The 11,443-nt window shown below is 75.1% G+C and carries 12 protein-coding genes and 2 pseudogenes; 5 read left to right on the top strand and 9 right to left on the bottom strand.

Features of this window, described 5'->3' with window-relative positions:
• The 3 genes from ABZ809_RS34110 to ABZ809_RS34100 all read right to left on the bottom strand — a co-directional run.
• A partial coding sequence (locus tag ABZ809_RS34110) for a hypothetical protein (protein ID WP_357566779.1) occupies positions 1-399 on the bottom strand: 399 nt, incomplete at its 3' end.
• A 329-nt stretch (positions 400-728) separates the two neighbouring features.
• Positions 729-1,568 (bottom strand): metalloregulator ArsR/SmtB family transcription factor, encoded by an 840-nt coding sequence (locus ABZ809_RS34105; protein WP_357566778.1) that lies wholly within the window; start codon positions 1,566-1,568, stop codon positions 729-731.
• A gap of 582 nt (positions 1,569-2,150) precedes the next feature.
• A complete protein-coding gene (locus ABZ809_RS34100; RefSeq protein WP_357566777.1) occupies positions 2,151-3,035 on the bottom strand; it encodes an NAD(P)-binding domain-containing protein in 885 nt (294 codons plus the stop codon).
• Between the two features lie 125 nt (positions 3,036-3,160).
• Between ABZ809_RS34100 and ABZ809_RS34095 the strand changes: the two genes are divergently transcribed.
• Positions 3,161-3,511, top strand: coding sequence for a helix-turn-helix domain-containing protein (locus tag ABZ809_RS34095; protein ID WP_357566776.1), 351 nt, complete (start codon positions 3,161-3,163; stop codon positions 3,509-3,511).
• Positions 3,512-3,564: 53 nt separating this feature from the next.
• The gene (locus ABZ809_RS34090) at positions 3,565-4,101 is read left to right on the top strand and encodes a GNAT family N-acetyltransferase (RefSeq protein WP_357566775.1); all 537 of its coding nucleotides are present in this window, start codon (positions 3,565-3,567) and stop codon (positions 4,099-4,101) included.
• An 18-nt stretch (positions 4,102-4,119) separates the two neighbouring features.
• Here ABZ809_RS34090 and ABZ809_RS34085 read toward each other — a convergent pair.
• A pseudogene (locus ABZ809_RS34085) lies at positions 4,120-4,308 on the bottom strand (hypothetical protein); the annotation flags it as partial.
• 11 nt (positions 4,309-4,319) lie between these two features.
• Entirely contained in the window at positions 4,320-5,429 is a 1,110-nt protein-coding gene (locus ABZ809_RS34080; protein WP_357566774.1) for a serpin family protein, read from the bottom strand.
• 145 nt (positions 5,430-5,574) lie between these two features.
• Between ABZ809_RS34080 and ABZ809_RS34075 the strand changes: the two genes are divergently transcribed.
• Together ABZ809_RS34075 and rnhA are read left to right on the top strand one after the other, a co-directional pair.
• On the top strand, positions 5,575-6,813 hold the full coding sequence (locus tag ABZ809_RS34075; protein ID WP_357566780.1) for a lycopene cyclase family protein: 1,239 nt from the start codon (positions 5,575-5,577) through the stop codon (positions 6,811-6,813).
• A gap of 76 nt (positions 6,814-6,889) precedes the next feature.
• Positions 6,890-7,369 (top strand): ribonuclease HI, encoded by a 480-nt coding sequence (gene rnhA / locus ABZ809_RS34070; protein WP_357566773.1) that lies wholly within the window; start codon positions 6,890-6,892, stop codon positions 7,367-7,369.
• A 24-nt stretch (positions 7,370-7,393) separates the two neighbouring features.
• Here rnhA and ABZ809_RS34065 read toward each other — a convergent pair whose 3' ends face one another.
• Positions 7,394-7,630 carry a preprotein translocase YidC gene (locus ABZ809_RS34065; protein WP_357566772.1) on the bottom strand — a complete coding sequence of 79 codons (237 nt, stop codon included), beginning with the start codon at positions 7,628-7,630 and terminating at the stop codon, positions 7,394-7,396.
• Positions 7,631-7,797: 167 nt separating this feature from the next.
• Positions 7,798-8,701, bottom strand: a pseudogene (locus ABZ809_RS34060) (pentapeptide repeat-containing protein).
• Positions 8,702-8,873: 172 nt separating this feature from the next.
• Between ABZ809_RS34060 and ABZ809_RS34055 the strand changes: the two are divergent.
• The gene (locus ABZ809_RS34055) at positions 8,874-10,292 is read left to right on the top strand and encodes an RtcB family protein (protein ID WP_357566771.1); all 1,419 of its coding nucleotides are present in this window, start codon (positions 8,874-8,876) and stop codon (positions 10,290-10,292) included.
• Positions 10,293-10,301: 9 nt separating this feature from the next.
• Here the strand turns inward: ABZ809_RS34055 and ABZ809_RS34050 are convergent, their stop codons facing one another.
• Positions 10,302-10,727 (bottom strand): archease, encoded by a 426-nt coding sequence (locus ABZ809_RS34050; protein ID WP_357566770.1) that lies wholly within the window; start codon positions 10,725-10,727, stop codon positions 10,302-10,304.
• A gap of 39 nt (positions 10,728-10,766) precedes the next feature.
• The coding region (locus tag ABZ809_RS34045; RefSeq protein ID WP_357566769.1) for a hemerythrin domain-containing protein at positions 10,767-11,443 on the bottom strand (677 nt) is incomplete at its 5' end.

The following is an 11,443-nucleotide window of genomic DNA, read 5'->3' as shown; positions in this document are numbered from 1 at the left end:
GAGCGCACCGGTGCCGTCGGCGGCGTCGCGGCCGCCGGCCGGCGCCCCGCCGATCGGGGTGACGGTGAACGTGGCGCTGCCGGCCGCGCTGCCGTCGCCGCAGGTCGCGGTCACCGTGTAGGTGCCCAGGGTGAAGCCGGCGGTGAAGAGTTCGGCGCTCAGCCCGCCGCCGGCCGCGGCCGTGGTGGAGCGGACGTTCTGGTCGCGGTCGGGGCCGGTGACGCGGAAGATCGCGTCGCCGGACTTCGGGTTGCAGGTCGTCGCGGTGAGCACGACCGTCCCGCCGACCGGGGTGGTGGCCGGTGAGACGACGGTGTCGGCCAGCGCCGCGCCGGGGAGCAGGAGCGTGCCGAGACCCACGCCGACCGCCGCCGTTACGAGTACTGTCTTCGCCTTCATACGCGATCCCTCACTTTTCGTCCGCTGTCTGCGTGGGACGTCGTTCGGGTGGCCAACTCCGTGACTAGCACCGGTGTGACCAACCCTAGGAGGGTTGGGACCTCGATCCGGTGAAAATGAGAAATCTTCGTTGCCGTCACGTGTCCACCCGGGAGGCGGAGGGAGCAGCGGAAATGCCGGCGTGACCCGCCCGCGAGGGTTGGTTGGGTCGATGTCGTCGGGGCCGGGTCGTGGCAGGTCTGCCCGGCGGCGGCCGGCTGGCACCGGTCGTCCCGATGGGGCCGGTTGCCGCCGCCGACGTCCCGGCGTCCCCCGCCGGACGGCCCGGGTCAGCCCGCCGTGGTCGCGCTCTCCGGGCCCGGTTCGGGCAGCGGTTCTCCCGTCTCCAGCAGGGTCTTGAGGCTGGCCAGCAGCTCCGGCCAGCCGCCGCTGCCGTCGAGCTGGCCGCTGATCGCCCGGTGCATCTCGCTGCCGGAGGAGAACTCGTCGTGGGTGACGGTCAACCGGACGGATCCGCCGTGCGGGGCGATGTCGAAGGTGACCCGGGACCGTCGCTCGTCGAGCCGAGCCGCCAGCTCCTCGTCGGACCAGCCGAAGTGGGCGGCGTGCTCCGGTTGGAAGCCGTGCCAGCTGTAGGAGAGCCGGCGGTACGGCTCGGCGGCCAGGACGCGCTGGCCCAGGTCGCGGAACTCGCCGTCCGGCTCGTCCTGCCACAGCACCGGGGAACCGACCTGCCAGTCGGACCGCAGCGCGACACCGCCCCAGTAGCGGCGGGTGAACGCCGGCTCAGTCAGCGCGGCCCAGAGCTGCTCCGGGGTGGTGTTGATGTAGGTGGTGTAGACGAACGTCGGACTCTCCATCGGCTTTAGCTCCAGTGCTGTCTGCAGGTCGGCGAGCGCGCGGACCCGTGCGTGGTCGTAGCGGTGGATCCACCGTTCGGCGATGGCGTTGATCGGCACGGGGTTGAGGTAGTGCAGCTTCTCCCGGCCGCGTCGGGCGGTGGTCACCAGGTTGGCGGCTTCCAGGACCGCCAGGTGCTTGCTGACCGACTGCCGGGTCATGTCGAGCCCGGCGCACAGCTCGCGCAGGCTCTGCCCGTTGCGGAGGTTGAGGTCGTCGAGGAGCCGGCGCCGGCTCGCGTCGGCCAGCGCCCGGAACACGTCGTCCATCCCCGCTCACCTCGCACATGCACCCGTCCGGCTGCCTGTCAGGCTAGGCAACCGGAAGGCTGCCTGTCCAGAGCGTCGCCGTTATCCACCGCGTCGTGCGTGCAGGAACCCGCCGAACATCCTTTACGCGGCAAGCAGACCCAGGTCGTGCACGGCCGCCTGCCCGGGGTCGGCGCCCAGCCACTGGGCGTCCGGCTGCGCGCCCCGGATGGCCATGCGACATGCCCAACCACCACCACTCGCCAGGATCGTGCTCGGTGCTGGGAACAAGATCGTGCTCGATCCTGGAAATAGTGGCGTCGCGTCGCTTGGCGGCCACTACTTCCAGGAAGCTGTGCGATCTTGGCCGGGCCGGGCCGAGCCGGGCCGGGCCGGGCCGGGCCGAGCCGGGCCGGGCCGAGGTGGGCGTGGGCGTGGGCGCCGAACGCCGCGAGGGCGTCCCGCCAGTCGAGGGACGTGTCCTCCGCGCCGCCGCTGAGCATGAACGCGCCGGGCTGGCCAACCATGGACGGGACGGCCGTGATGCCGCCGTCGACCAGCCTCGCGCCCCGGGTGGTCAACCGGGTAGGTGACGCGGGGCGCTTACCCGCTGGCCTTCGCGTACACCTGGACCAGCCGGGAGAAGTCCTCGTCGCCGTGCCCGGCGCGGACCGCCCGGGCGACGACCTCGCCGGCCGCCCGGAGCGTACCGGCGTGGATGCCGTGCCCCTCGGCCGCCTCGACGATGTGCGACATGGTGGCGGCGGCGGAGGCGATGGTGGAGACGTCGGCGGTGTGGTTCCCGACATCGACTCGCCCCGCGAGGTCGCCGACGAGGTCGGGCAGCAGACCGGAGATTCCCTTGGCGTACGGCATGAGCTCGCTCGCAGTGATCCCCTCCGCCCGGGCCAGGGCGAAGGCGTGCGTGATGCCGCTCATCGCGGTCCAGAAGACGTCGAGCAGCGCCACGTCGTAGGCGGCGGCACGGCTCGGGTCCGGGCCGAGCCAGTCGGCCGAGCCGCCCAGGCTCGCCAGGGTGCCCCGGTGGGCGTGCCAGACCCGTTCTGGCCCGCTGTAGAGCACCAGGGCCCCGGCTCCGCCGATGGTGGGGGCCGGGGTCATGATCGCCCCGTCGAGGTAGTCGACGCCCTGCCCGGCGGCCCAGGCCGCCATCGTCCGGGCCCGTTGCGGGGTGTCGGCGGTCAGGTTCACCAGGGTGCGCCCGGCGAGGGCGTCGGCCGCCGGCTCGACGACGGCACGGACGGCGGCGTAGTCGATGACACAGGCCAGCACCAGCGGACTCGCCCGGACCGCCGCCGCCACGGTCGGTGCCCGCCGCGCGCCGCGTGCCACGAGGGGATCGGCCCGGTCGGCCGTGCGGTTCCAGACGGTGGTGGGGTGGCCGGCGGCCAGCAGTGCGCCGGCCAGGGCCCGGCCCATCGGCCCGAGGCCCAGCACGGTCACCGGGGACAGGTCGCGGTCGGTCATGAGGGTGCTCCTTCGGAAACGGGGATGGTGGCCCTTGCGCGTGCCGCCGGGCCGGTTCCATCCTGTTTCCGTACGCGCGAAGCATCAAGTACTGACTATTTTCTCAGGTACCTACCTTTTGGTAAGTGGGAGAGGGCGACGTGAAGAAGCGGACCTACACGTGCGGGCTCGACGCCGCGATCGACGTCGTGGGCGGCAAGTGGAAGGCGCTGATCCTGTGGGAGCTGGACGCGGGCCCCCGCCGCTTCGCCGAGGTGCGGCGGGGGATCAGCGGGATCAGCGAGAAGATGCTGATCCAGCAACTGCGCGAGATGGAGGCGTACGGGCTGGTGCACCGGGAGGTCTATCGGCAGGTCCCGCCGAAGGTCGAATACTCGCTCACCGATTTCGGCCGCTCCCTCAACGAGGCGCTGATGCCGCTCGGCGAGTGGGGCGAGCGGAACATGGCGACCATCGAGGCCATCCCCCGGGACTGACGGCCGGCGAATCCCGCGTGCTCCGGGGCCCGCTCGGCGGCTAGTGTCGCGCGGTGACGGAGATCAGGACCGAGCGGCTGCTGCTGCGGGGTTGGCAGGAGTCCGACCTCGCGCCCTGGGCCGCGATGAACGCCGACGCCGAGGTACGCGAGCACCTCGGCCCGCTGCTCACCACCGAGCAGGCCGCCGCCTCGGCACGGTCGTTCCAGGCCGACCTCGACCGGCTCGGCTACGGCTTCTGGGCCGTCGAGGTCCGCGACGGCGGAGCGTTCGTCGGCTTCGCCGGGCTGGACCGGGTCGACGACGGGCTGCCGGTCACGGGGGTGGAGGCCGGCTGGCGACTCGTCCGCTCCGCCTGGGGCCACGGCTACGCCACCGAGGCGGCCCGGGCCGTCCTGCGGTACGGCTTCGACACCGTCGGGCTGCCGGAGATCCTGGCCATCACCACCGCGACCAACGTGCGCTCCCAGGCGGTGATGCGTCGCCTGGGCATGACCACCGATCCGGCCGACGACTTCGACGATCCGGAGGTCGACTCCGGTCCGCTTCGCCGGCAGGTGGTCTACCGCAGGCGGGCCGGGGAACGCTGAGCGTCGGCCGGCCGCTGATCACCGGCGCGTCGCGGGCCGGCGGCGCCGCTCAGGGCCGGCCCGCCCTTCGCTCCGGCGCCGCCCGGAACTGCCTGTCGACGCCGCCAGCAGGGCGGCGAGCGTCTCCGCGTCCGCCGCCACGACGAGACCGCCCACGCCGGTGTGCGGGGGCTGCCCCCGCAGCCCGGTCACCACGCACCCGGCGGCGCGCCCGGTGCTCAGCCGCGAGGGTCGGGATCGGTCACCCAGCCGGCGAGCAGCACCAGCCCGGTGGGCCGGTGCACGGCGAGGAAGCCGAACGGCCGGTCGACGTCGAAACGTACCCGCCGCTTGCGCGCGGTGAGCCGCGGCGGCGCGGAACCCGCGCGCATGGCGACGGCGGTGACCACGGCGGCGCGGAAACCCGTCGCGCTGAAGGTGGCCGTGGCGCTCTGCCGGGCCTGCGAGACGGACAGCAGCCGGGAGATGCCGGGGAAGTGGTCGCCGTCCCCGGTCGCGGTGGACAGGCCGAACAGCGCGGCCCGCTCCAGCAGGTCGTGGTCGGCGGAGGCGGTGAAGGCCACGGTGGAGACGAGCAGTTCCGGCCGGTCGTCGACGGCGTCGACGACCAGCTCGTCGACGCCGGGGCCGGCCGCGACCGGTAGCGCGGCCGGTGCGTCGAGCGCGCCGATGGCGGCCGGGAGCACCGCCGCCGCCCCGTGCTGCGGCGCACCCAGGGCGAGCACCACGTCGACGTCCTCGGCGCCCCGCACGGTCAGCAGGCTCAGCGGGCCGGCGGGGGTGTCGACGGCCCGCAGCGCGTCGAGGTCGTAACTCGTCCGGCTCAGCCCGGCGAGCCGGCGACCGTGCCACGGCCCGGCGGACGGCTGGCACCAGGCGTCGCGGAACGCCGTGGCCCACTCGGTGCGCAGCGACAGCGCGCTGGCCAGCACCATGGCGGTCGCCGGGGTGACCCGCACCGGCATCCGGGGGACCAGGCCGTCGGTGTGGGTCGCGGCCCAGTCGTCGAGGGCCGGCTGGTCGTGCGCCGGATCGCCGGTCAACTCCCCGCGCATGGCAGCCGGCACCTCCCGCAGCCACCGGTCGGCCAGTGGCAGGCCTCGCCTCGCCCAGGCGGCGAGGGCGAGCCGGGTGGTGGGGGAGCGATCCAGGTCGAACCGGGCCGGGTCCGGGGCGACCGCGAGCAGCTCGTCGCGGACCGGATCGGTGGCGTAGCGGGCGAGCAGCGCCAGCAGCGGATAGACGCCGGCGCCGGAGACGACCGTCTGGCCGGCGTCCAGCGTGGACGCCCAACGGGCGGTGAGCGCGTTGGCGGCGGTGATACTCATCGGCGGGCGTCCTCCCGGTCACGCGGTGGCCGTCGCCCGGGGGCGACCGCTGGCACCCTACCGCCGCCCGGCGACCGGCGGACGCCCCCTCGATCCGGGCCGGTCGGTGCCCGGGCGTCCGGGGCGGTGTGGCAGCGTGGTCGACGTGTTCACCTCCGCACCGCCTGACGTCGACCTGGCGCTGGTCGGCGGTGGCGGCGCCGCGTCGCTGGTGCTCGCCGCCCTGGACCGGCACGGCGTGCGCGACCTGCGGATCGCCGTCGTCGACCCGGTGCACCGGCGGGGCCAGGACCGGACCTGGGCGTTCTGGGACCGTCCCGGCGGCGACCTGGATCCGCTGCTGGCCGCCAGCTGGCACCAGGTCGAGGTGGTGACGACCGCCGGCCGCCGCGTCCTCGACCTCGCCCCGCTGCGGTACGCCATGCTGCGCTCGGGCCCGGTCTACGACCGGGCTGCCGAGGCCGAGCGGCGGCTGGGGGTACGGCGGATCGTCGCACCCGTCGACGCCCTGCACGACGACGGCAGCCAGGTGACGGTACGCGTCGGCGAGGGCGGGCAGGTCCTGCGCGCGGCCTGGGTGCTGGACTCCCGGCCCCGGCCGCCCCGCCGGCCCGGCCGCACCAACTGGCTCCAGCACTTCCGCGGCTGGTGGCTGGAGTCCGGGGTGCCGGTGTTCGACCCGGCGCGGGCCGTGCTGATGGACTTCCGCACGCCGCAGCCCGCCCGGGGCGTGTCCTTCGGCTACGTCCTGCCGGTGGACGACCGCCACGCCCTGGTGGAGTACACCGAGTTCTCACCCGATCTGCTCACCGGTCCCGGGTACGACGCGGCGCTGGCCGGCTACCGGGACCTGCTCGGTCTCGAACCGGCCCGGCTGACCGTCCGGGAGGTGGAGAACGGGGTGATCCCGATGACCGACGGCCCGTTCGACGCGCGTCCCTCGCCCCGGGTGGTCCGCCTCGGCACGGCGGGCGGCGCCACCCGACCCTCCACCGGCTTCACCTTCTCCGCGATGCACCGCCAGGCCGAGCAGGTCGCCCGCGCGCTCGCCGCCGGCCGCCCGCCGGTGCCGGGGCCGGCGTACCCCCGTCGGCACCGCTGGATGGACGCGGTGGCCCTGCGCGCGCTGGACGCCGGCGCTGTCGCCGGACCGGACTTCTTCGACCGGCTCTTCGCGCGCAATCCCGCCGAGCGGGTGCTGCGGTTCCTCGACGGCGCCACCACCCCCGTGGAGGAATTCGCGGTGATGAGCTCCACCCGGCTGCCGCCGATGATCGCCGCCACCGCCGGCGACGCCGTCGCCCGGCTCCGGGACCGCCTCGGCCCGGCCCGGCGGCCGGCGCCAAGGGGTGGGACGACGGGGTCCGCGCGCCCGTCGGGCTGAGCCGTCGCCGGCCTCCCGCGCCGCGCCGGCCGCCCCGACAGCCGTGGCACCGGTGGAGATTCGGTAGGTTGCCGACATGGCGGACGAGACGGCCGGCCGGGTCGTGCAGATCTGGACCGATGGCGCGTGCAGCGGCAACCCCGGCCCCGGCGGGTGGGGCGTGGTGCTGCGCTACGGCGCGCACGAGCGGGAGCTGTGCGGCGGCGAGGCCACCCCCACCACCAACAACCGGATGGAACTGATGGCGGCCATCGTGGCCCTGGAGAGCCTGACCCGGGCGGTCCGGGTCGAGCTGCACACCGACAGCACGTACGTGCGCAACGGCATCACGAGCTGGCTGGCCTCGTGGAAGCGCAACGGCTGGCGGACGGCCGCGAAGCAGCCGGTCAAGAACGCCGACCTGTGGCAGCGGCTGGAGGCCGCCTGCGCCCGGCACGAGATCACCTGGCTGTGGGTGAAGGGGCACAACGGCCACCCGGAGAACGAGCGCGCCGACGCGCTGGCCAACCGGGGGATGACCGAGGCCCGGACGGCGACGGTGCCCGCCGGCCGCTGACCGGTCGCGGTGCGCCCGCGCGGCTCAGCGTGCCGCGTCCGGGTGGCCCGGCATGCTGGACCCGCCGCCGGCGCCGCCCGACGCGCCGCCCGCCATGCCGGATCCGTCGTCCTCGGTGACCAGGTCGGGCCGTACCGTCGTGTCGTCCGGCGCCGGGACCTCGGTGTCCGCCTCGACCTGGACCAGCCGGGCCTGGCCGGCCTCGTCCTCGGCGTGCGCCGGATCGACCGGCAGCTCGCCGTCGCGTGCCCGATACCCCACCGCTGCCTCCCCGTCGCCCACGATGATGTTCCGGCCCCGGCTACCCGGGGCCGACGGGCCGAAACGTCGACCCGCGCTGCCGGGATCGCCGCCTCGGAGCCGGGCTCGGGCCGGCTCGGGGCGACCCGTCGGTGCGTCCCGGCGGACCGTGCCAGGGCGCCGTGCCGTCAGCGCCGACGTCTCGGGCGGCCGGGTGAGCGCTGCCGGGAGGCGTCCGCTGGTGGCTCCCCGGACCCCGTGCGGCGGGGTGGGGCGAGCGGCAGCGCCGACCAGTGCGCGGGGCGGGTCCGCCCGGGTGGCAGCGCGGTGCGCCGGTCCCCGCGTGCCGCGTCGAGCTGCGACTGGTGCAGGAAGAGACTGCCGGACAGGTCGGCGCCGCGCAGGTCCGCGCCGCGCACGTCCGCGCCGGTCACATCGGCCAGGGACAGGTCCGCGCCGCGCAGGTCGGCCCCGATCAGCAGCGCGCCGCGCAGGTTCGCCCGCCGCAGGTCGACCCGCCGCAGGTCGGCGCCGAACAGCCGGGCGCCCCGCCGGTCGGCCCCCGGCGGGCCACCCCGGGCCCGCGCCTCGTCCCCGGCGCGGGACAGCAGCGGGTTCACCCGCCCGGTACGCGTCCACGTCCAGCGCCAGCAGCACCTCGGGGGTCTCCCGGGCCAGCCGCTCGGTCTCGGCACGGGCCCCGGCCAGCGCGTCGCGCAGCGGTGGCGACGGGCGCAGCGTCAGTGCCTCGGTCACGTACCAGAGCAGTTCGTGCAGCGGGCGCAGCACCGCGAACGTGTCGAACATGCGGGTCGCCGTCTCCGGCGCGTCGCGCCAGTCCCGCCCGCCGAAGGTGTGCTGGGCCACCCGCTGCCCGGCGCCGAAGCAGTCGAAGACGGTGCAGCCGGGAAAGCCCCGGTCCCGCAGGTCGGCGTGGATGCCGCAGCGCGAGTCGGCGCCCAGGTTCGGGCAGGGGCGCCCGGCGGGCTTGTCGACGGCGAAGTCCGCCGAGGCGGAGAAGGCGGGCGCGACACAGCAGAGCCCGAAGCACCGGGCGCAGTCGGCGCGCAGGTCCTCCGCCGGCGTGACCACCCCGGGGGTTTCCGACACGCTGACCGTTCTCCTTGCCGATCGAGGGCTTCCGCCGGCGGCTGCGCGGGCGGCGGCTCCATTGTCCCGCCACCGGTGCGGCCGTCCGGCCGCGGGGCGTCTGGCGCTCTCGGGGAGCAGGTGTAGTCGTGGACCGCCCGGGTAGCCGCCGGGAATGGAGTTGGTCGAGGAGTCGCCGTACCGCTTCCGGATCGACCGGCGGGACCCGATGCGGGTGCCGGGCGTGGTCTTCGCGTCGCGGTCGCTGCTGCCCGACGCCGGGGAGGACAAGGCGTTGGACCAGGTCGCCAACGTCGCCACGCTGCCCGGCATCGTCGACGCCTCGTACGCCATGCCCGACGTGCACTGGGGCTACGGGTTCCCGATCGGCGGGGTGGCCGCCACCGACATCGCGCACGGCGGCGTGGTCTCGCCCGGCGGGGTGGGCTTCGACATCTCCTGTGGGGTCCGGCTGCTCGCCGCCGACACCGACCGCGACGGGCTGCGGCCCCGGCTGGGCGCGCTGATGGACGGCCTCGGCGAGGCGACCCCGCGCGGCATGGGCAAGGGCGCGGTGTGGCACCTGTCGGCGCACTCGGAGCTGGACGCGGTGCTGCGCGGCGGCTCCCGGTACGCGGTCGAGCGCGGCTTCGGCGTCGAGCGGGACCTGCTGCGTTGCGAGGACCTCGGCGCGGTCGGGGACGCCGACCCGGGCGAGGTCAGCGAGCGGGCGATCGAACGGGGCGCGCGGCAGGTCGGCAGCCTCGGCTCCGGCAACCACTTCCTGGAGGTGCAGGCCGTCGAGGAGGTCTACGACGAGACCGCCGCGACCGCCTTCGGGCTGCGCCCCGGCCAGGTCTGCGTGATGATCCACTGTGGGTCCCGGGGCCTGGGCCACCAGATCTGCACCGACTTCGTGCGGCGGATGGAGAGGGTGATGGCCCGGTACGGCATCCACGTGCCGGACCGGCAGCTCGCCTGCGCCCCGGTCTCGTCCGCCGAGGGCCGCGCCTACCTGGGCGCGATGGCCGCCGCCGCCAACTACGCCCGGGCGAACCGGCAGCTACTGGCCGACGCCGCCCGCAAGGTCTTCCGCCGGGTGACCGGCAGCCGGCTCGACCTGGTCTACGACATCTCGCACAACCTCGCCAAGATCGAGACGCACGACGTCGACGGCGAGCGGCGTGCGCTGTGCGTGCACCGCAAGGGCGCCACCCGCGCGCTGCCGCCGGGCCACGACGACCTGCCCGACGACCTGCGGGACGTGGGCCAGCCGGTGCTGATCCCGGGCTCCATGGGCACCGGCTCGTACGTGCTCACCGGCGTGCCGGGGGCGCCCGCGTTCGCGTCCACCTGCCACGGCGCGGGGCGGGTGCAGAGCCGCAAGCAGGCCGTGAAGGCCGAGCGGGGCGTCGACCCGCGCGCCCGGTTGGAGGCGCGGGACATCGCGGTGCGCGGCGCGTCCCGGCGCGGTCTGGCCGAGGAGATGCCGACGGCGTACAAGGACGTCTCGGCGGTGGTGGCGGCAGCCGAGGGCGCCGGACTGTGCCGGAAGGTGGCCCGGCTGGTGCCGCTCGGCGTGGTGAAGGGCTGACCCGGCGGCTCAGACGTCCAGCGTCACGGCGCAGGCCCAGCCCCCGCCGTCGGGGCCGAAGCGCAGCTCGTGCAGGGAGACGGCCTTCGGTACCGCGCCGACCAGCTCGACGGCGTCGGTGTCCGTCGTGCGCCAGCGCACGACCAGGCCGCCCGCGCCGTCGTCGGCCACGTCGGTGTGCAGCGGCAGCTCGCCCGCCGTCTCCATCCGGAAGATCACCTCGTCGAGTACGCCCACCAGCAGGTCGCCGTCGTCGCCGGCCGGCGGGCGGAACTCCCGCTCCCCGCCCGCCCGGGCCCCGGGATCCACGAACGTCCCGACCAGCGCGGCGACCGCCTCGGCGACGCACTCCTCCCGGGTCGGCGCCCACGCCTCGATGCGTACGTCGGCGGTGTGCGGCACGCATCGGTGTCCCCGCGCGGATCGTGGTTCCATGCCCCGATCATGCGCCACCGGGATGCCGTGGGCCGGCAGTCAGTGCAGGCCGAGGCGGGCGATGGGCTCGACGAGCTCGCGTTCCTCGTAGGCGAGGTGGGACAGCAGCGTGTCGCTGAGCAGGTCGACCGCCGCGCGCAGCTCCGGCATCCCGTCGGCGACGGAGACGAAGGCGACCAGGGCGCGGTCGACCCGTTCCAGGACGTCGTGGATGGCGTGGTGCTCCTGCTCCAGCCGGTCGATCACCGGGGCGAGGCGGGCGTCGCCGCGCCGCAGGTGCGGGAAGACGCCCCGGTCCTCCAGGGTGTGGTGGGTGGTGACGACCCGGCAGTACGACTCGCAGTAGGTGCCCAGCGTCCACTTGTTCTGCCGGATCGTCATGGTGTTGATGTGCGAACGGGCCGTGCCCGCGTCGACCAGCCCGGCGCCCACCTGCTCCACCAGCTCGTAGAGCCGGGCCAGTTCGGCGCGCAGCCCGTCGTGCACGTCGATGAGGTGCTGCGCGCTGGCCTGGTCGTGCGCGGTGTAGGTGCGTTCCGGGTCCGGCGCCGGGCCGGTGGGCCGGGTGCTCTCGTCCCAGACCCGGATCGCGCTGCGGCGGGTGCCGTCGTCGGGCGTCGGCCGCTCAGCCATAAGTGCGACCTGGCGAGCCGTCGCCTCGCGCATCCTGTCGATGCGGGTGGTCTCGGTGTCAAGGAAGTCGGCGATCCGACGCT

The sequence above is a fragment of the Micromonospora sp. NPDC047074 genome (genome assembly GCF_040643815.1).
Taxonomy (GTDB): domain Bacteria; phylum Actinomycetota; class Actinomycetes; order Mycobacteriales; family Micromonosporaceae; genus Micromonospora.
This window is presented reverse-complemented; position numbering and strand designations above follow the sequence as displayed.

Excerpts from the sequence above, each read along its gene's own strand:
- ABZ809_RS34105 (WP_357566778.1), bottom strand. The coding sequence starts at position 1,568 with ATGGACGACGTGTTCCGGGCGCTGGCCGACGCGAGCCGGCGCCGGCTC.
- ABZ809_RS34100 (WP_357566777.1), bottom strand. The coding sequence starts at position 3,035 with ATGACCGACCGCGACCTGTCCCCGGTGACCGTGCTGGGCCTCGGGCCG.
- ABZ809_RS34080 (WP_357566774.1), bottom strand. The coding sequence starts at position 5,429 with ATGAGTATCACCGCCGCCAACGCGCTCACCGCCCGTTGGGCGTCCACG.
- rnhA (WP_357566773.1), top strand. The coding sequence starts at position 6,890 with ATGGCGGACGAGACGGCCGGCCGGGTCGTGCAGATCTGGACCGATGGC.
- ABZ809_RS34055 (WP_357566771.1), top strand. The coding sequence starts at position 8,874 with ATGGAGTTGGTCGAGGAGTCGCCGTACCGCTTCCGGATCGACCGGCGG.
- ABZ809_RS34050 (WP_357566770.1), bottom strand. The coding sequence starts at position 10,727 with ATGGAACCACGATCCGCGCGGGGACACCGATGCGTGCCGCACACCGCC.